Source organism: Cytobacillus citreus, from assembly GCF_018343665.1.
GTDB lineage: Bacteria > Bacillota > Bacilli > Bacillales > Cytobacillaceae > Cytobacillus > Cytobacillus citreus.
Genome location: NZ_JAGYPM010000003.1, coordinates 531,247 through 551,346, shown reverse-complemented (window position 1 = coordinate 551,346; position 20,100 = coordinate 531,247). Strand labels below are relative to the sequence as shown.

Sequence of the window (20,100 nt, the reverse complement as noted above, 5' to 3'; positions counted from 1 at the left end):
TCCTATTTCCTACATTAATGGGCAGCAGTATCCCAACACCAAAGTGATGGATATCAAATAGCTAGTAGGGATAACTGCCCATAACATTCCGAACTAACTAATCATCAATGTGTTAATTGATGGAAGGCTCGCCTTTTAGTATAAGCGATTCATAAAAAAAAATCTAGCTTTCCTCGTGGCTTTTCCTTAGATGACAAGAGTTGTCACAAATAAGTTACAAATGTAAGGCAACAATAATTCATACGGTGATGCACCGTCGTGATTTGAGTATCCTAGGCCTCAATTTACGACGTTCATTATAGATGGGGGAATTGGCACTATGGCTAATGGATACGTGTCAATTCCCTTTGTACTTGTCAAAACGTCCAAGCTTCTTTAGGATAAAAGGTAAAGTATCCTAATGTGAACGGAGCGAAATTCAGTGGTTTTTGATTTATGGAAACAAATAAAAGCTAAAAAGTTTGCTCCTATTTATTTATTATACGGAGTAGAATCATTTCTTATTAATGAAACAAGGCAGCATTTAATCAATCATTTGCTGGATGAGGAAGAAATGGATTTTAATCTTTTTTCTTATGATTTAGAGGAAACGCCTATTGATATTGCACTTGAAGATGCTGAAACTTTTCCTTTTATGGGAGAAAGAAAACTAATTTTTTTACAAAACCCTGCTTTCTTAACCTCTGAAAAAACGAAAGAAAAAGTCGAGCATAATTTGTCTAAATTGGGGGCGTATATTAAAGAACCCTCTCCTTTCACTGTACTTGTTTTCATTGCACCTTATGAGAAATTGGATGAACGAAAAAAGATTACAAAAGAATTAAAAAGAAATGCTTCAATCCTAGAAGCAAAAAAGTTGAACGAAGTAGAGTTAAAATCTTGGATTAAAGAGCGTGCAGCATTAAATCATGTGGAAATAGAAGAGGATGCTGTTGAATTAATACTGTCTCTAGCTGGGACAAATTTATTTATGCTAACGAGTGAAATTGATAAACTTGCTTTATATTCTGGTTCTGGTAATCGAATTAATGTACATATAGTAGAAAATTTAGTTTCTCGCTCGTTAGAACAGAATATATTTACGCTAATTGATAAAATTGTAAACCGCAAAATTGAAGAGGCATTAAGGATTTATTATGATTTACTAAAACAGAATGAAGAACCGATAAAAATTCTATCGATTATTACTGGACAATTTAGGCTTATTTATCAAGTAAAGGAACTCGCCAGAAGAGGATACGGGCAGCAGCAGATTGCGGGACATTTAAAAGTTCATCCATTTCGTATTAAGCTAGCTGCGGGACAAGCTAATGTCTTCGGAGATAAAGAACTCACACATATTATGAAAAGCTTAGCTGAAACAGATTATCAAATGAAAACGGGTGGAATGAATAAGGAATTGCTCATTGAAATGTTTTTATTCCGTTTACATCACCAATAATATGAATGAAAAAACGACCATATCAGGTCGTTTTTTTCAATATAAAAAGGCTATCTATTTAAGATAGCCATCATCTTAAAACTTAAGCGTTTAAAGTGTTCATTTTTTTCATTAAACGAGACTTTTTACGAGCAACAGCATTTTTGTGGATAAGACCTTTAGCAGCAGCTTTGTCTAGTTTACTAGCAGCAGCAGCGAAAGTTTCCTTTGCAGCAGCAGCATCGTTATTTACGATAGCAGCATCAACCTTTTTAACAGCTGTACGCATTGCAGACTTAGCGATAGTGTTTTGAGCGTTTTTTGCTTCGTTTGTTTTAACACGCTTAATAGCAGATTTAATATTTGGCATTCCATTCACCTCCCGCAAACAGCATCGAGATTATATAAACTCGACTTTCACATTCATTAACAATCAATTATTAAGAACAAGTGATATTTTATCAAACACTTGGTTATATTGCAATACTCAGCTTTTAAATTGCATAAGGATTGCTCACCCTTTCAATGAAGCTAAGAAAATCTCAATGCCAAATGATTAGGAATGATTCTGCTAGAAAAAGGAAAGGATAGATCATAGAAACTTGTTTGGTTATTCATATTCGAATTGCAAGAATGAATGCAAAACATATTATTAATCAAAAGGCGAGGGGTTCTATATGGAAGAATCATTGGATTTAAGTAAATACTCGATTAGAACAGATTTAGCCATTGAAGCTCGTGAAATGGTCATAGATGATCGTAAGAAACATGTCCAGGAGCAGGAAAACCTTTCACAATTAGAAGGGGTTATTATAAAGGAAAAAGAAGAGGATGATATGAAAGTATCATACGTTGAGGTAACAAAAGAGGGAGCGCAATCTATAGGAAAAAAGGAAGGAAAATATTTAACAATAGAAGCCATTGGGATTCGGCAGCAAGATACAGTGATGCAAAAAAAGGTTGTTGAATTATTATCGATGGAGCTTTCTCAGTTTTTGAAGCATCTTGGAATTACAGACGACGCCTCCTGTTTAGTTGTTGGTTTAGGTAATTGGAATGTGACACCAGATGCATTAGGGCCTCAAGTATGTGAGAACCTGCTTGTCACACGCCACCTCTATCAACTGCAGCCCGAAAGTGTAGAAGAAGGATATCGACCGGTCAGTGCCGTTGCACCTGGAGTTATGGGGCTTACAGGAATAGAAACAAGCGATATTATACTTGGTATAGTTGAAAAAATAAAACCAGACTTCGTCATTGCCATTGATGCACTTGCATCTCGTTCAATTGAAAGGGTGAATTCTACTATTCAAATTTCGGATACCGGCATTCATCCTGGTTCAGGTGTAGGGAATAAAAGAAAAGAAATTAGCAAGGAAACGCTTGGAATTCCCGTGATTGCGATTGGAGTGCCGACAGTTGTGGATGCTGTTTCGATTACGAGTGATACGATTGACTATATTTTAAAACATTTCGGGAAAGAAATACGAGAGGGAGACAGGCCATCAAGAGCATTAGCACCGGCGGGAATGAGCTTTGGGGAACGAAGAAAGCTCACTGATGAAGATTTACCTGAGGAACATCATAAAAAGACATTTCTTGGCATGATTGGAACATTGCCAGAAGAAGAAAAAAGAAAATTAATATACGAGGTTTTATCTCCCCTTGGTCACAATCTGATGGTGACACCGAAAGAAGTCGATGTATTTATTGAGGATATGGCAAATCTCTTAGCAAATGGGTTAAACGCAGCACTTCATCATAATGTTAATCAAAAAAACGCTGGATTTTACACAAGATAATTTTTTTCTGTTCTATCTTTCCTAGCAAAGTCATATGAATTACTAGACTTGCAAAGAGGGGTGGAAAGATGAAACCTTTAAAAACAAATGGATACATTGTTTTTATACAAGGGACAACCTTGATAAAAATAATAGGCGGTTTCCTTTTGTTCCTACTGATGATTTTTTCAATAAGCGGCGTTATAACATCGTTAAAACCTGAATACAGAATTAGTTCTTCTTCTGTGAATACTGCGGCCAATAAAATAACAGGAGAAATGCTCTATCATTTTCTAGGTTGGGAGAATCATCATTTTACGAAGGGAATAGATGATTCATCTAATTCACCAACCTTGACGAATATTTTTTTAAAGCTTTCAACCAATATTAACTTGGATGATCCAAGAAGCCTGCTTGGAAATGAATTACCGTATTTTTCACTTTATGATAAGAAAATAATTGTCGCAGGTGAGGGGACAAACTATACAAATATGCCCTTTGAATCTGCTCCCCCCCTTGAGATTTTAATGGCAGAGCAAGAAGCAACATTGCAAAATATCGAGGATTTAGATAAATCGTCAGGAGAGGAATCTTCAGGAAAGCCATTAAATACGACTGGGGATCGAAAGGTAGTATATGTTTATTTTACACATAACAGAGAATCCTTTCTTCCGTATTTAAAAGGAGTGACTAATCCAAATGATGCGCAACATTCTAAAGTAAACGTCACGAAAATTGGCGATAAGCTAAAAGAAGCGCTAGAAAGCAAAGGTATTGGGACAACGGTTGATAAAACGGATGTTCAAGGAAATCTTGTTAAAAAGGGTTGGAAATATCCGCGATCCTATAAGGAATCAAGATCAGTTGTACAAGCAGCTACAGCTGGTGATAGAAATTTAACTTATTTTATCGATATCCATCGAGATGCCAGAAGAAAAGAGCATACAACGCTGGAGATCAATGGGAAATCATATGCAAAGCTAGCTTTTGTAATTGGAACAGAACATCCAAACTATGAAAAAAATGTTCGTCTCGCTAATGAATTGCATAAAAGACTTGAAAAAAAATATAAGGGTTTAAGTAGGGGGATTTTGCCACAGCAAGGTCCGGATAACAATGGAATCTACAATCAGGATTTATCAGAAAACGCCATGCTAATTGAATTTGGCGGTGTAGATAATACATTTGAAGAATTAAATCGTTCGGCAGAGGCTTTAGCAGATGTATTCAGTGAATTCTATTGGCAGGCTGAAGAGGTTAATAAGCCGGTAAATGAACAGAATGATAAGAAATAATTAAGAAAAGGTGATCGGTTTTGAAATGGTTCATGCTAAAAAGTTTTATCCTTGTGTCACTCATGTTCATGGCCGTTCTATTCGGTATGCAGCAGGCAAATGAAGGCATTCAAAATATGAAGGGTTACCATGATTCTAATCTTAAAGGGGCATTCACTTTTCAAGAAGGAAAGGATGGACAGGTGCAAGCATCCATTCTTGGAAAGGATGTATCTAGTCATGATCTTCAGCAAAAAAAGGAAAAACTTGAAGAGATGAAATCTTTTAATTTCTTTTCCACAGTGGGTAAAAAGCTCTCAGAAGGTATTTCGAATCTATCAGAATCCACGATTACTTTCATAACCGATCTCATTACCGGTAATTAGCGGCTGCTTCATGTAGTCGTTTTTTATTTTTGAAAAAAACCGAACTCTTTCTCTAGGACTAGCATTGAATCTTCATAAACGGACTGCTATAATCAAAAAATAGTGCATGTTGACAAATTTAGGCCCCCTCTTGTCAGGGTAATGAAGGCGCTTGCGCTTTTCTTAAAAGATAAGAAAGTATAAGTTTTCATGAGTTTGAGAAATGTCTAGCTCCAGCGCCTACCCCCTCGAGGTCATAAGCCAATCCTCCCAGAAAGGTAAAGAACACCTTTCCGAGAGGCTTGTCTTATGCTTGTCGGGGGTGATCAAGGCGCTTGCGCTTTTCTTAGTAGGAGTGAAATGATGAATAGAGAAGAAAGACTTAAAAGACAATCCAAAATTCGAAATTTTTCCATCATCGCACATATCGATCATGGAAAGTCAACATTAGCTGACCGTATTTTGGAAAAAACAAATGCTTTAACTTCAAGGGAAATGAAAAATCAACTTCTAGATTCCATGGATTTAGAAAGAGAACGTGGGATTACGATAAAATTAAATTCCGTTCAATTAAAATATAAAGCAAAAGATGGCGAAGTTTATACATTCCATCTCATTGATACACCTGGGCATGTCGATTTTACCTATGAGGTGTCTCGTAGCCTTGCTGCCTGTGAAGGGGCGATTCTTGTCGTAGATGCAGCACAGGGAATTGAAGCGCAAACACTGGCGAATGTATATTTAGCGCTTGATAATGATCTTGAAATCTTACCGATTATTAATAAAATTGACCTTCCGAGTGCAGATCCAGAACGTGTTCGAAATGAAATTGAAGAAGTGATCGGTCTTGATGCTTCAGAAGCAGTCCTTGCTTCTGCAAAGGCAGGAATTGGGATCGAGGAAATTTTAGAACAGGTAGTTGAGAAAGTGCATGCTCCAACTGGGGATCCAGACGCTCCTTTAAAGGCCCTCATTTTCGACTCATTATTCGACGCTTATCGCGGTGTTATCGCCTATATTAGGGTGGTTGATGGAACAGTAAAAGCCGGGGATAAAATTAGAATGATGGCAACTGGTAAGGAATTTGAAGTTGTTGAAGTAGGTGTCTTTTCACCTAAAGCACAAGTCCTTGATGAACTGACTGTTGGAGATGTTGGGTTCTTAACTGCTTCAATCAAAAATGTTGGCGATACTCGGGTTGGGGATACCATTACAAATGCAAAAAATGGGGCAACTGAGCCACTTCCTGGATACCGTAAATTAAATCCAATGGTGTATTGCGGATTATATCCAATTGACAGTGCAAAGTTTAACGATCTGCGCGATGCGCTTGAAAAGCTAGAATTAAATGATTCGGCCCTTCAGTTTGAGCCTGAAACGTCTCAAGCACTCGGATTCGGTTTCCGCTGCGGATTTTTAGGTCTGCTTCATATGGAAATTATTCAAGAGCGGATTGAACGTGAATTCAAAATTGACTTAATTACTACAGCACCAAGTGTAATATACGATGTGATAATGACAGATGGGTCAAATATTAAAATTGATAACCCATCCAAAATGCCTGATCCACAAAAAATTGATCGTATTGAGGAGCCGTATGTAAAAGCAACAATGATGGCACCAAATGACTATGTTGGGGCGATCATGGAGCTTTGCCAGGAAAAGCGCGGCATCTTTATTGATATGCAATATATGGATGAGACGCGTGTAAATATTACGTATGAAATACCATTATCTGAAATTGTGTATGATTTCTTTGATCAGCTTAAATCAAATACAAAAGGATATGCTTCCTTTGACTATGAATTAATTGGCTATAAGCCTTCCAAACTTGTGAAAATGGATATTCTTTTAAATGCGGAAAAAGTGGATGCCTTAAGCTTTATTGTCCATAATGATTTTGCATATGACCGTGGAAAAGTAATCGTAGAAAAACTGAAGGAACTAATCCCTCGTCAACAATTCGAGGTTCCTGTTCAAGCAGCAATAGGTCAGAAGATTATTGCGCGTTCTACGATTAAATCAATGGGGAAAAACGTATTAGCTAAATGCTATGGCGGTGACATTTCCCGAAAACGAAAACTTTTAGAAAAGCAAAAAGAAGGTAAAAAGCGTATGAAGCAAGTTGGGTCTGTTGAAGTACCACAGGAAGCATTTATGGCTGTGTTGAAAATGGATGATACTGGGTCGAAGAAACAATAAAATTGATTTGTATGGGGAGGTTGGATATGCTTTTTTAGTAAAAGCAAGTCTAGCCTCTTTTTACTTTATCGCAGATTAACGGGCAGTAAGACCCCCACTTCAAGTTTGCGAGAGAATCAAAGAAACCTAAGTGGGGGATCAACTTCCCGTAAAGGCCCATAAAATGAACACAGACTAAAAGCGCTACATCGTGTGGCAACGTCTGCGTGACCCACTTCCTGTGGGCCGCAACTAACCATCAGTGGGGGATGAACGCAGACTAAAGACACGACGTCCTGTCGTAACGTCTGCACTAGCACATCCTGTTCTTCGGAAAACCCCCACTGATGGAAGTTTCACTTTATTAGTTTTTAATAAAAGGTTGTGAGAATTTGATTAAAGCAGCATATATTCATATTCCGTTTTGTGAGCATATTTGTCATTACTGTGATTTTAATAAATTCTATTTAAAAGGACAGCCAGTAGATGAATACCTTGACTTACTAGGAAAAGAGATGGAGCTAACCTTACATGAAACACCGACTCATCACTTACATTCGATTTTTATTGGTGGCGGAACTCCAACAGCGTTAAATGAACGACAGCTAGAAAAGTTGTGCAGCATGATTAGGGAGCATTTGCCGTATAACGAAAGATCAGAGTTTACTTTTGAAGCTAATCCAGGGGACTTGTCTGAAGAAAAGCTAAAGATTTTATATGATGCTGGTGTTAATAGAATTAGCTTCGGTGTGCAAACGTTTAATGATGAATTATTAAAGAAAATTGGACGAGCTCATCGTGCAAAAGATGTCTTTCACTCAGTAGAATCGGCAAAACGTACTGGCTTTGAAAATATTAGCATTGATCTTATCTATAGTCTGCCAGGGCAAACCTTAGAGGATTTTAAGGAAACACTCGAAACTTCATTTAGCTTAAATATAATGCACTATTCTGGGTATTCTTTAATCATAGAGCCGAAAACTGTTTTTTATAATTTAATGAGAAAAGGTCAGCTGCCAACACCTGGAGAAGATATTGAAGCTGAGATGTACGAATTATTAATGGAAGAGATGGATAAGCACGGATTCAGGCAATATGAGATTAGCAACTTTTCCAAACCTGGCTATGAAAGCAGGCATAATTTAACCTATTGGAATAATGAATGGTATTACGGTTTTGGTGCAGGTGCTCATGGATATGTGAATGGCAATCGTATTTCTAATCATGGTCCACTAAAAAAATATATGGAAGCTCTAAGTCAAGGAATAATGCCGATTATTGATAAGCATCATGTGACAGTAAAAGAGCAAATAGAAGAGGAAATGTTTTTAGGTTTAAGAAAAACAGATGGAGTATCCATATCTCGATTTATAGGGAAATTTGCTGAAAATCCGCTTGATTTATTTAGTAAGGAATTGCGAGAGCTTAGTGATCGTGAATTAATTAGGGTATCAGACAATTTTATTAAGTTAACGAAAAAAGGTCGTTTCCTAGGAAATGAAGTGTTTCAATCTTTTTTAAAGTAAAATCGTTTTTTATTGACACAAAACTCTTGATTTGATAATTTATTAGTAGAATTAGCACTCACATGTAGGGAGTGCTAACAGAGGTGATAACTGTGTTGACTGATCGTCAATTATTGATATTTCAAGTAATTGTTGATGATTTTATTCAATCTGCGCAGCCAGTCGGTTCAAGAAGTTTGTCGAAAAAGGACAAAATAGCATTTAGCTCTGCGACTATCCGTAATGAAATGGCTGATTTAGAAGAGCTGGGGTTTATTGAAAAAACACACACCTCATCAGGAAGAATTCCTTCGGAAAGAGGATATCGATATTATGTGGATCATTTGCTTTCTCCTCAACAACTAAATCACCATGATGTCCACAAGTTAAAATCGGTTTTCGCGGAGAGAATTTTTGAATTGGAAAAGATTGTGCAAAAATCCGCAAAGATTTTATCTGAGCTTACAAATTATACTTCAATTGTTTTGGGGCCGGCTGTTAAGGAAAACAAATTGAAGAAAATTCAAATTGTCCCATTAAATAATCAGACGGCAATTGCAATTATCATAACGGATTCAGGTCTAGTAGAAAATCGCATGTTTCAAATACCAGAATCCATGGATGCTAACGAGCTTGAAAAATTAGTAAATATTTTAAATGATCGCCTATCAGGTGTACCAATTGAAAGCTTGAATGACAAAATGTATAAAGAGGTTGCAATTCTTTTAAGGCAGCATATTAATAATTACGATTACATTCTCCATTCAATTGCCGATTCGCTCAAAATTCCTGTACATGAAAAATTATTCTTTGGCGGGAAATCTAATATGCTGAGCCAGCCGGAATTTCACGATTTAGATAAGATTAAAAGCTTGATGGAAATGATTGAACAAGAAGATAGTATTTATGATCTCATACGAAAAAATAAGACTGGGATCAATATTAAAATAGGTAAAGAAAATAATAATTCTGCAATGGAAAATTGCAGTCTCATTACAGCCACCTACTCTATTGGAACAGAACAGCTAGGAACGATCGCAATATTAGGTCCGACAAGAATGGAATATTCACGAGTCATTAGTCTATTAAATTATATTAGTTCAGACTTGTCATCGGTATTAACCAAACTGTATCAAAGGAATTGACGCTTTAAAAAATTGTATAAGGATGGGGCAATACGATTGATCTCCATCCCTTTCCCTATGTCTGTTATAGATTTATCGCAGATTAACGGGCAGTAAGCCCCCCACTTCAAGGTTGCGAGAGAATCAAAGAAATCTAAGTGGGGGATCAACTGCCCGTAAAGGCCCGATTGGTTCAACTAGCCATCAGTGGGGGATGAAAGCCGACTAAGAACGCCAAGTCCTGTGGCAACGTCGGCACTAGCACGTCCTGTGCGTCGAAAAACCCCCACTGATGGAAGTTTCACTTTATCAGGAGTTTAAATATTCTTATGGGGAGGTGAAAAAAGTTGGCAGATGAAAAAACCATTTTAAACGAAGAGACAACTCAAGAGTATAACCAAGCCGAAAAAACAATGGAACATGAAGAGTTGGAAGCAGCTGATGCTGTAGGTTCTGAGGAAGCAGAAGCTTCTCATGAAAATCAGCTAAAGGCAGTATTAAATAAATCAGCTGAATTGGAAGCTAAACTAGCAGATGCTGAAAATCGATATATCCGTCTTCAGGCTGATTTTGATAACTCTAGACGTAGAGCAAGATTAGATATAGAAGCGTCTGAAAAATATAGAGCACAAAAGTTAATTTCTGATTTATTACCTGCTATTGACAACTTTGAAAGAGCACTTCAAATGGAGACTGATAACGAACAAGTTAAATCTGTCCTTCAAGGGATGGAAATGGTTTACCGCAGCCTATTAGAAGCTCTTAAAAATGAAGGGGCAGAGCAAATAGAATCAGTTGGGAAAGAATTTGACCCTCATATCCACCAGGCAGTTATGCAAGTGGAGGTTGAAGGCTTTGAATCAAATACTGTTGTAGAAGAATTTCAAAAGGGCTATATCTTAAAGGACAGAGTGATTCGTCCAGCAATGGTGAAAGTTAATCAATAATTACATAAATTGGGGAGGTAAAAAAACATGAGCAAAATTATTGGAATCGATTTAGGTACTACAAACTCATGTGTTTCCGTATTAGAAGGCGGAGAAGCAAAAGTTATTCCAAATCCAGAAGGTAACCGTACAACACCTTCTGTTGTTGCTTTTAAAAATGGTGAACGCCAGGTCGGCGAAGTAGCAAAACGCCAATCTATTACAAATCCAAATACGATTATGTCTGTTAAACGCCATATGGGTACAGCTCATAAAGTTGAAGCAGAAGGTAAAGAATATACGCCACAAGAGATTTCAGCGATTATTCTTCAATATTTAAAATCGTATGCAGAAGATTATCTTGGAGAAAATGTAACAAAAGCTGTTATTACAGTACCAGCTTACTTTAATGATGCTGAACGTCAAGCTACAAAGGATGCAGGTAAGATCGCAGGGTTAGAAGTTGAGCGTATTATAAACGAGCCTACAGCTGCTGCATTAGCTTATGGAATGGATAAAACAGATGAAGATCAAACAATTCTTGTATATGACCTTGGGGGCGGAACATTTGACGTTTCCATTCTAGAGCTTGGAGACGGAGTATTCGAAGTAAAATCAACTGCGGGTGATAACCGTCTTGGTGGAGACGACTTCGACCAAGTTATTATAGACTATTTAGTTGAAGAATTTAAAAAGGAAAATGGCATTGATCTATCCAAAGATAAAATGGCTGCTCAGCGTTTAAAAGATGCAGCAGAAAAGGCGAAAAAGGATCTTTCAGGTGTAACATCTACCCAAATTTCCTTGCCGTTTATCACTGCGGGTCCATCAGGTCCTCTTCATCTTGAAGTAACTTTATCAAGAGCGAAATTTGAAGAACTTTCAAGTGACTTAGTTGAAGGTACGATGGGACCAACTCGTCAAGCATTAAAGGATGCGGGACTATCTCCTTCAGAGATCGATAAAGTAATTCTTGTAGGAGGATCTACACGTATCCCTGCTGTACAAGAGGCAATTAAGAAAGAAACAGGCAAAGAGCCTCATAGAGGCGTTAACCCTGATGAAGTAGTTGCGATGGGAGCTGCGATCCAAGGCGGAGTTATCTCTGGTGACGTTAAAGATGTCGTTCTACTGGACGTTACACCACTTTCACTTGGTATTGAAACAATGGGCGGGGTATTTACAAAGCTAATTGACCGAAATACGACAATCCCAACTTCTAAATCACAAGTATTCTCTACAGCAGCTGATAATCAATCAGCAGTAGATATTCACGTGTTACAAGGAGAACGTCCAATGGCATCGGACAATAAAACTTTAGGCCGCTTCCAATTAGGCGATATTCCTCCAGCACCAAGAGGAATTCCGCAAATCGAAGTTTCTTTCGATATCGATAAAAACGGTATTGTGAATGTACGTGCGAAAGACCTTGGGACAAATAAAGAGCAAGCCATTACAATTAAATCTTCAACAGGCTTATCTGATGAAGAAATTGATAAAATGGTAAGAGAAGCAGAAGAAAACGCTGAAGCAGATAAGAAGCTTAAGGAAGAAGTAGAGCTTCGAAATGAAGCAGATCAGCTAGTCTTTACGACTGAAAAGACGTTAAAGGACCTTGAAGGCAAAGTGGACGAAGCTGAAGTTGCTAAAGCAAATGAAGCGAAGGATGCTTTAAAAGCTGCGATTGAAAAGAATGATTTAGAAGAAATCAAAGCAAAGAAGGATGCACTTCAAGAAATCGTTCAAGCTTTAACAATGAAGCTTTACGAAGAAGCAGCTAAGCAAGCTCAATCTGCTCAAGGAGCAGAAGGACAAGATAGTGGAAAAGGCAATGATGACAATGTAGTTGACGCAGAATTTGAAGAGGTTAAAGACGATAAATAAGTCAATTTCTCTCTAGTAAAAGTCAAAGTCAGGGAATTCTTGGCTTTGGCTTTTATTTTGGCTAAAAAAAGGTTTTGGCGAACGCAAAGTTTTAATAAATTAAAAGTGATCAAGGCGCCTCCGCTGTTCTTATTGTCTAGCTCCTGCGCCTATGGGCTTGCCGACTAAATACGCCACGTCCTGTGGCAACGTCGGCACTAGTACATCCTTTACGTCGGAGGTCTAAGCCGATCCATCAAGAAGGTTAAAGAACAACCTTTTCGCTGTCTCGTCTTATGCTTGTTGCCCCTGGTCAAGGTGCCTCCGCTTTTCCTATTGTACAAAACAAATAGAGAGTGTTAAAATAATTTTCATGTGAAAAGATCGGGGAGTGGTAATCATGAGTAAAAGGGATTACTATGAAGTCCTTGGTGTCAGTAAAAGTGCATCGAAGGATGAAATAAAAAAGGCTTATCGAAAGCTGTCAAAGCAATATCACCCAGACATTAATAAAGAACCGGGTGCAGATGAAAAATTTAAAGAAGTGAAGGAAGCCTATGAAGTATTAAGTGATGATCAAAAAAAGGCTCATTACGACCAGTTTGGCCATACAGATCCTAATCAAGGCTTTGGCGGCGGTGGTTTTGAAGGTTTTGGCGGCTTTGAAGACATCTTTAGTACCTTCTTTGGTGGTGGTGGTTCACGAAGACGAGATCCAAATGCACCAAGACAAGGATCTGATTTGCAATACACATTGACCTTATCTTTTGAGGATGCAGTTTTTGGTAAAGAAACAGACGTTGAAATACCGCGTGAAGAAACATGTGAAACCTGTAACGGATCAGGTGCAAAACCTGGAACAAAACCAGATACATGCGGCCACTGCCATGGTTCTGGTCAAATTAATGTTGAGCAAAATACGCCATTCGGTAAAATTGTTAATCGCAGAACATGTAATCATTGCGGAGGAACAGGAAAGCAAATTAAGCATAAATGTTCTACATGTCATGGTGCAGGTAAAGTGAAGAAACGCCGGAAAATTTCTGTGAAAATTCCTGCAGGGATTGATGATGGCCAGCAGCTGCGTGTAGCTGGGCAGGGGGAGCCAGGAGTAAATGGTGGTCCTTCAGGAGACCTTTATGTCGTTTTCCATGTACGATCTCATGAGTTTTTTGAACGTGATGGAGATGATGTTTACTGCGAAATGCCAATTACATTCGTTCAAGCTGCTTTAGGGGATGAAATCGAAGTCCCTACCCTTTATGGAAAGATAAAATTAAAGGTTCCTGCAGGTACACAAACTGGTACGAAATTCCGTTTAAAGGAAAAAGGCATCCCAAATGTAAGGGGATACGGAAAAGGTGATCAGCATATCATCGTTCGAATTGTAACACCTACAAAGTTAACAGAAAAACAAAAGCAATTGCTTCATGAATTCGCAGAGGTTAGTGGTAAAGCACCTCAAGGCGAACAAGAAGGAAGTTTTTTTGATAAAGTGAAACGTGCATTTAAGGGCGAATAATGGAAATGGAGTTGGGGAGCAGTGAAATGGTCAGAAATCAGTATCCATACGACAAATGAGGCAGTCGAACCGATTTCGAATATTTTGCATGAAGCCGGAGCAAGCGGAGTTGTTATTGAGGATCCATTTGAACTTGTAAAAGAAAGAAAAGATCAATTCGGTGAAATTTACCAGCTCAATCCATTAGACTATCCCGAAGAAGGGGTAATCGTCAAAGCTTATTTGCCTGTAAATAGCTTCCTTGCTGAAACAGTCGATGAAATTAAGGAAGAGATCAATAATCTTCTCCTATATAATATTGATATTGGCAAAAATGATATTAGCATTAGTGAAGTAAATGAAGAAGAATGGGCAACAGCTTGGAAAAAATATTATCACCCAGTAAAAATTTCTGAAAAGTTTACAATAGTACCTACATGGGAAGAGTATACACCTGTATCAAGTGATGAATTAATCATAGAGCTTGACCCTGGTATGGCTTTTGGAACTGGAACCCATCCAACAACCGTTATGTGTATTCAAGCATTAGAAAGAACAGTGAAAAAGGGCGATAATATCATTGATGTTGGTACTGGTTCAGGCGTTTTGAGTATTGCAGCTGCTATGCTTGGTGCTGAAAAAGTAACTGCTCTTGACCTTGATGAGGTGGCTGTTAACTCTGCACGGGAAAACATTGAATTGAATAAAGTTCATCATGTCGTCAGCGTGGCACAAAATAATTTGCTAGATGGCGTAAAAGATGAAGTAGAGATAGTTGTTGCAAATATTTTAGCAGAAGTAATCCTTAAGTTTACGGATGATGTTGCTTCAGTAGTTAAAAAATCCGGTTACTTTATCGCTTCAGGTATTATTCAACAGAAAAAGCAGGAAGTTAAGGATGCAATGACTGGGGCAGGTTTTATCATTGAAGAAATGATTCAAATGGAAGATTGGGTAGCCATTATTGGAAAAAGACAAGAGTACTAATTAATAAAAAAGGGGGGCCAAGAACATGTTCCCTCTTTTTAGTTAATTAGCTAATATAAGTTTATTAGCATACTAAAGTGAATTTGAATGTCGATAAAATCACTGCTAAGAAGACCGCATAAAAAACTTAGCATTTGCCTTTTGAACTTGGCGAATGCTAAGTTTTTCTAATAAGTTATTTTTTTTGAAAAGTAGGTGCTGATTTTGCAGCGTTATTTTGTCAATCAATCTGCAAATGAAAATCGTTTTACCATTTCAAATGATGATTACCATCACATCGTTCGTGTAATGAGAATGAAGAAAGGTGATCAGCTTATCTGTGTTGATCCCGTGAAATCAAGTGCTGTTTGTTCAATTGTAGAAATTACCGATGAAAAAGTGATTGCAGAAGTTGTAAAATGGGAAGAAGAATCCTCAGAACTGCCCATTAATATTACGATTGTGAGTGGACTGCCTAAAGGGGATAAGTTGGAATGGATTATTCAAAAGGGTACTGAACTAGGCGCTTATCGGTTTATCCCTTTTATTTCAGCACGCTCAGTAGTAAAATGGGATGAGAAAAAGGGTGCAAAAAAAATAGAACGCTGGCAAAAAATCGCCAAAGAAGCTGCAGAACAGTCTCATCGTATGATTCTTCCTGAAGTAATGAGCCCACAAAATATGAAATCATTGATAAAAGTAAGTGAGGGCTATGACTATAGATTAATTGCTTTTGAGGAGGATGCTAAGCGAGGGGAAAAGTCTGTCTTGGGGAAAACCTTGACAGAAATAAAACATGGTCAGTCACTTATGATTGTATTCGGACCTGAAGGCGGGCTAACTGATCAAGAGGTTACACTATTTAGTGAACACGGTTTTCATTCATGCGGGTTAGGTCCTCGCATATTAAGAACTGAAACAGCACCTCTGTATGCTTTATCAGCTGTTTCCTATCATTTTGAATTAATGGAGTGAAATAATATGCCTACTGTTGCATTTCATACACTTGGTTGCAAGGTCAACCATTACGAAACAGAAGCCATTTGGCAATTGTTTAAAGACACAGGCTATGAACGAGTAGAATTTGAGTCTATGTCAGATGTTTATGTTATTAATACTTGTACTGTTACAAATACAGGTGATAAGAAAAGCCGTCAAGTGATTCGCAGGGCGATTAGAAAAAATCCAAATGCTGTTATTTGTGTAACTGGCTGCTATGCACAAACATCACCTGCTGAGATTATGGCAATTCCAGGTGTAGATATAGTCGTTGGAACACAAGATCGAGTAAAGATGCTTGAATACATTGAGCAATATAAAGAGGAGCGTCAGCCGATTAATGGAGTAGGAAATATCATGAAGAATCGGGTATACGAGGAGCTTGATGTGCCTGCCTTTACTGATCGTACTCGTGCTTCGTTAAAAATCCAAGAGGGTTGTAATAACTTCTGTACGTTCTGCATCATTCCTTGGGCACGTGGATTAATGAGATCCAGAGATCCAAAAGAGGTTATCCGTCAGGCCCAGCAGCTCGTAGATTCCGGCTATAAAGAAATTGTCTTAACAGGGATTCATACGGGCGGCTATGGAGAAGATATGAAGGATTACAATCTTGCCATGTTACTAAGAGATTTAGAAGCGCAGGTGAAGGGATTGAAGCGTATAAGAATCTCTTCAATAGAAGCGAGTCAAATTACTGACGAAGTGATAGAAGTAATTAATCAATCCAATATGGTTGTTAGACATCTTCATATCCCACTTCAATCTGGCTCAAATACAGTATTAAAAAGAATGCGTAGAAAATACACGATGGAATACTTTGCTGAACGATTAGATCGTTTAAAAGAGGCGCTTCCGGGATTAGCTGTTACTTCAGATGTAATTGTAGGCTTTCCGGGCGAAACAGAAGAAGAATTTATGGAAACATACAATTTTATTAAAAAGCATAAATTCTCAGAGCTGCATGTTTTCCCATATTCAAAACGTACAGGTACACCAGCTGAAAGAATGGAAGACCAAATTGATGAAGAAGTAAAAAATGATCGTGTACATCGATTAATATCATTATCTGATCAGCTTGCTAAAGAATATGCTTCCCAATTTGAAGGAGAGGTTCTCGAAGTAATTCCAGAGGAAGAATACAAGGATGAAGCAAAAAGCGGCCTGTATGTTGGGTATTCCGATAATTATTTAAAAGTCGTTTTTCCAGCAATGGAGGAAATGGTCGGACAAATTGTAAAAGTGAAAATTAATAAAGCGGGTTATCCATATAACGAAGGACAGTTTGTACGCGTATTAGATGAAATAGCTAATTGCGAAGAAACGGCTGTATAATATGATTATGAAGAAGGAATTACATTAGAGTAATTCCTTTTTTTATGGTAAAAATAAGCTAGATAAAGCTTCTGTTGTACTGAAAAATGCTGTTTTCCTGCTCGCTATTTTTATGTTGACATGATATGATGTGAGAGGTACGGACAACTAGTTTGTTTGAAGGGAGATTAAAAAAATGACACAATCAATAGCGAAAATGATCGATCATACATTGTTAAAAGCAGAAGCAACAAAAAATCAAATTGAAAAAATTTGTGCAGAAGCAAAGGAATATAATTTTGCATCAGTATGTGTAAATCCGACATGGGTAAAGCTTTCAAGTGAATTACTGGCTGGAACAGAAGTAAAAGTTTGTACAGTTATCGGTTTTCCTTTAGGTGCATCTACGCCTGAAACAAAGGCATTTGAAACGAAAAATGCGATTGAAAATGGTGCTACAGAAGTTGATATGGTCATTAATATCGGAGCATTAAAAGGCGGAGATATTGAATTAGTTGAAAGAGATATTCAAGCTGTTGTAGATGAGGCAAAAGGAAAAGCTTTAACTAAAGTTATCATTGAAACTTGCTTGCTTTCTGAAGAGGAAAAAGTCCAAGCGTGCGAAATATCGGTTAAAGCTGGAGCAGATTTTGTTAAAACATCAACAGGCTTTTCCACTGGCGGAGCGACGGTTGAAGATATCGCCCTTATGAGAAAAACGGTAGGTCCCCAAATTGGTGTTAAGGCTTCTGGTGGTGTAAGAAGTGCAGAAGACGCTGCTAAGATGATTGAAGCTGGGGCTACAAGAATTGGAGCAAGCTCTGGTGCAGCCATCGTGAATGGTTTAACAAGCGATTCTGATTACTAAAAAAATGTCGGATACTATAAGCACTCTTATTGTTAGTAACAATTGGAGTGCTTTTCTTATGTTTTAGGGTATCAGGCACCAGTCATAGGCAAGCGAGTAAAAGTGTCCTTTTTACGGTGCCTGCCACCATAAGTGGATAGATTAGCGATCATGGATTCGAATGATTAGCCTCCCAAATGGCGCTGCAAAAGGAAGTACAATAAGAGAAGAAATGACATTAAATATGACACTTATATGTGCCAGCTGTACATCAGGATTATTAGCTAGATGATTTCCAGCTATTGTAAGTATGCCGATGAATGGATAGAATGCAAACACTCCAAGAATATTTAGCCAAATATGAGCGTAAGCCGACAGCCTAGCTTCTTTTCCAGCTCCAATAGAGGCTAGAAAAGCTGTTACACATGTGCCAATATTCGAACCTAGCATAATGGCTATTCCAGTATTTAATTCAATTGCTCCATTTGTGAGGAAACCCATTATGATACCGGTTGTAGCTGTACTGGACTGAATGATTGCAGTAATAAATGTTCCTGCAAGGATACTATATATATGACTATTATCTAATGTAATAAGCAACTCATCAATGAATTCAATTGATCTTAGGGGACCTGCTAAATATTCAAAACCACCCATGGCTGCAAATACTGACGCAATACCGAGAAGGATCAGCCCAATACTTCGAAGGTTTTTCTTACCAAGTAAAAGAAAAGCAGCTCCAATAATAGCAATGGGTGCAAGCAATGATTCAATATCAAATGTAATTAATTCTGTAGTTAATGTTGTGCCAATATTCGTACCTAATATTATTCCAATAGATTGAGGAAATGAAAGCAATCTTGTAGAAATAAGTCCTATCGTAATGACCATAACGGCAGAACTGCTCTGTAGAATGCAAGTGATGACAATCCCAGCTAATAAGCCTTTCCATGGTGTATCAGTTAATTTTGTCAGCCAAATTTTTAATGAATCAGCAGATAAATTGAATAAACCTAACCTTAGTAAAGTCATTCCATAAATAAATAACCCAATAAATACAACAAATAGGATTAGCTGGGTCAAGCTTTCACCCCCTACTCTATTTGTATGGAAACGAGTGGAAGGACATGCCTTTAAAAGTAAAAAAATTTGCATTCACGTTTATCTGGGATTTTACTACTATTAGCTTGAAAAACACTGCTGTTAAAGGCTAATAACTGTTGACCTCTAATCGCTGTTATATTATAATTGCAAAGTACATGGAAAAACCATGTTGGTGTAAGTGTGTTGTGCTCGGAGGGAGGGAAAGAGAATGTCTAAAACCGTCGTTCGTAAAAACGAATCGCTTGAAGATGCTCTTCGTCGCTTTAAACGTACAGTTTCTAAAACTGGTACTTTGCAAGAAGCAAGAAAGCGCGAATTCTACGAAAAGCCTAGTATTAAACGTAAGAAAAAGTCTGAGGCTGCAAGAAAACGTAAGTGGTAAGAGAGGGTGTTTGAATGAGTCTTCTCGAACGTTTAAATGAGGATATGAAACAAGCGATGAGGAACAAAGAAAAAGATAAGCTTACTGTTATTCGGATGATTAAAGCTTCGATGCAAAATGAAGCTATTAAGCAAGGAGCAGATTTATCCGAAGAGCAAGAGCTTACTGTCCTTTCTCGCGAAGTTAAACAACGCAAGGATTCCCTCCATGAATTTGATAAAGCAGGTCGTGAAGATCTTGTTGAAAAAATTCGTACCGAACTTCAGTTCGTCGAATTATATATGCCTAAACAGCTTTCTGAAGATGAGGTTTCAAAAATCGTTCAAGAAACTGTTGCTGAAACAGGTGCAAAATCTAAAGCCGATATGGGTAAAGTAATGGCTGCCATTATGCCGAAAGTTAAAGGCAAAGCAGATGGAGCACTTGTAAATAAACTTGTACAACAACACCTTTCATAAAAACAAACCTATTATAAAAGACCGTGAGCTCTTGCTAACGGTCTTTTTTAAGTTAGTTAGAAAAATAGCTGTAGATCATTGAAACCTTTT

18 protein-coding genes are annotated in these 20,100 nt (G+C 37.7%); 16 read left to right on the top strand and 2 right to left on the bottom strand.

Annotated features, from left to right (window positions below):
• Nucleotides 1-421: 421 nt before the first annotated feature.
• The gene (gene holA, locus KHA94_RS14330) at nucleotides 422-1,441 is read left to right on the top strand and encodes a DNA polymerase III subunit delta (protein WP_213102807.1); all 1,020 of its coding nucleotides are present in this window, start codon (nucleotides 422-424) and stop codon (nucleotides 1,439-1,441) included.
• Nucleotides 1,442-1,523: 82 nt separating this feature from the next.
• Here holA and rpsT read toward each other — a convergent pair whose 3' ends face one another.
• Nucleotides 1,524-1,790: a 30S ribosomal protein S20 gene (rpsT, locus tag KHA94_RS14325; RefSeq protein ID WP_213102806.1), complete on the bottom strand. Its 267-nt coding sequence runs from the start codon at nucleotides 1,788-1,790 to the stop codon at nucleotides 1,524-1,526.
• Between the two features lie 307 nt (nucleotides 1,791-2,097).
• Between rpsT and gpr the strand changes: the two genes are divergently transcribed.
• The 13 genes from gpr to deoC all read left to right on the top strand — a co-directional run bounded on the left by gpr (nucleotide 2,098) and on the right by deoC (nucleotide 18,087).
• The gene (gene gpr, locus KHA94_RS14320) at nucleotides 2,098-3,222 is read left to right on the top strand and encodes a GPR endopeptidase (protein ID WP_213102805.1); all 1,125 of its coding nucleotides are present in this window, start codon (nucleotides 2,098-2,100) and stop codon (nucleotides 3,220-3,222) included.
• Nucleotides 3,223-3,290: 68 nt separating this feature from the next.
• Complete coding sequence (spoIIP, locus tag KHA94_RS14315; protein WP_213102804.1) at nucleotides 3,291-4,496, top strand: stage II sporulation protein P; 1,206 nt, start codon at nucleotides 3,291-3,293, stop codon at nucleotides 4,494-4,496.
• A gap of 32 nt (nucleotides 4,497-4,528) precedes the next feature.
• Nucleotides 4,529-4,861 (top strand): YqxA family protein, encoded by a 333-nt coding sequence (locus tag KHA94_RS14310; RefSeq protein ID WP_420828171.1) that lies wholly within the window; start codon nucleotides 4,529-4,531, stop codon nucleotides 4,859-4,861.
• 342 nt (nucleotides 4,862-5,203) lie between these two features.
• Nucleotides 5,204-7,042 (top strand): translation elongation factor 4, encoded by a 1,839-nt coding sequence (gene lepA, locus KHA94_RS14305; RefSeq protein WP_275950904.1) that lies wholly within the window; start codon nucleotides 5,204-5,206, stop codon nucleotides 7,040-7,042.
• A gap of 371 nt (nucleotides 7,043-7,413) precedes the next feature.
• A complete protein-coding gene (hemW, locus tag KHA94_RS14300) occupies nucleotides 7,414-8,547 on the top strand; it encodes a radical SAM family heme chaperone HemW (protein ID WP_213102801.1) in 1,134 nt (377 codons plus the stop codon).
• A 92-nt stretch (nucleotides 8,548-8,639) separates the two neighbouring features.
• The gene (hrcA, locus tag KHA94_RS14295; protein ID WP_213102800.1) at nucleotides 8,640-9,671 is read left to right on the top strand and encodes a heat-inducible transcriptional repressor HrcA; all 1,032 of its coding nucleotides are present in this window, start codon (nucleotides 8,640-8,642) and stop codon (nucleotides 9,669-9,671) included.
• Nucleotides 9,672-9,997: 326 nt separating this feature from the next.
• Nucleotides 9,998-10,597 (top strand): nucleotide exchange factor GrpE, encoded by a 600-nt coding sequence (grpE, locus tag KHA94_RS14290; RefSeq protein WP_213102799.1) that lies wholly within the window; start codon nucleotides 9,998-10,000, stop codon nucleotides 10,595-10,597.
• A 27-nt stretch (nucleotides 10,598-10,624) separates the two neighbouring features.
• Nucleotides 10,625-12,460, top strand: a complete 1,836-nt coding sequence (gene dnaK / locus KHA94_RS14285) for a molecular chaperone DnaK (protein WP_213102798.1) — start codon at nucleotides 10,625-10,627, stop codon at nucleotides 12,458-12,460.
• Between the two features lie 379 nt (nucleotides 12,461-12,839).
• Nucleotides 12,840-13,961 carry a molecular chaperone DnaJ gene (gene dnaJ / locus KHA94_RS14280; RefSeq protein ID WP_213102797.1) on the top strand — a complete coding sequence of 374 codons (1,122 nt, stop codon included), beginning with the start codon at nucleotides 12,840-12,842 and terminating at the stop codon, nucleotides 13,959-13,961.
• A 21-nt stretch (nucleotides 13,962-13,982) separates the two neighbouring features.
• Complete coding sequence (gene prmA / locus KHA94_RS14275) at nucleotides 13,983-14,927, top strand: 50S ribosomal protein L11 methyltransferase (RefSeq protein ID WP_213102796.1); 945 nt, start codon at nucleotides 13,983-13,985, stop codon at nucleotides 14,925-14,927.
• 204 nt (nucleotides 14,928-15,131) lie between these two features.
• On the top strand, nucleotides 15,132-15,881 hold the full coding sequence (locus KHA94_RS14270) for a 16S rRNA (uracil(1498)-N(3))-methyltransferase (protein WP_213102795.1): 750 nt from the start codon (nucleotides 15,132-15,134) through the stop codon (nucleotides 15,879-15,881).
• 6 nt (nucleotides 15,882-15,887) lie between these two features.
• Entirely contained in the window at nucleotides 15,888-17,240 is a 1,353-nt protein-coding gene (gene mtaB / locus KHA94_RS14265; RefSeq protein WP_213102794.1) for a tRNA (N(6)-L-threonylcarbamoyladenosine(37)-C(2))-methylthiotransferase MtaB, read from the top strand.
• Nucleotides 17,241-17,415: 175 nt separating this feature from the next.
• Nucleotides 17,416-18,087: a deoxyribose-phosphate aldolase gene (gene deoC / locus KHA94_RS14260; RefSeq protein WP_213102793.1), complete on the top strand. Its 672-nt coding sequence runs from the start codon at nucleotides 17,416-17,418 to the stop codon at nucleotides 18,085-18,087.
• A gap of 141 nt (nucleotides 18,088-18,228) precedes the next feature.
• On the opposite strand, the gene KHA94_RS14255 is transcribed toward deoC, so the two are convergent.
• A complete protein-coding gene (locus tag KHA94_RS14255) occupies nucleotides 18,229-19,149 on the bottom strand; it encodes a Na/Pi symporter (protein ID WP_213102792.1) in 921 nt (306 codons plus the stop codon).
• A gap of 229 nt (nucleotides 19,150-19,378) precedes the next feature.
• Between KHA94_RS14255 and rpsU the strand changes: the two genes are divergently transcribed.
• Nucleotides 19,379-19,552, top strand: coding sequence for a 30S ribosomal protein S21 (gene rpsU, locus KHA94_RS14250; RefSeq protein ID WP_057771617.1), 174 nt, complete (start codon nucleotides 19,379-19,381; stop codon nucleotides 19,550-19,552).
• A 14-nt stretch (nucleotides 19,553-19,566) separates the two neighbouring features.
• The gene (locus tag KHA94_RS14245; RefSeq protein ID WP_213102791.1) at nucleotides 19,567-20,010 is read left to right on the top strand and encodes a GatB/YqeY domain-containing protein; all 444 of its coding nucleotides are present in this window, start codon (nucleotides 19,567-19,569) and stop codon (nucleotides 20,008-20,010) included.
• Nucleotides 20,011-20,100: the final 90 nt, after the last annotated feature.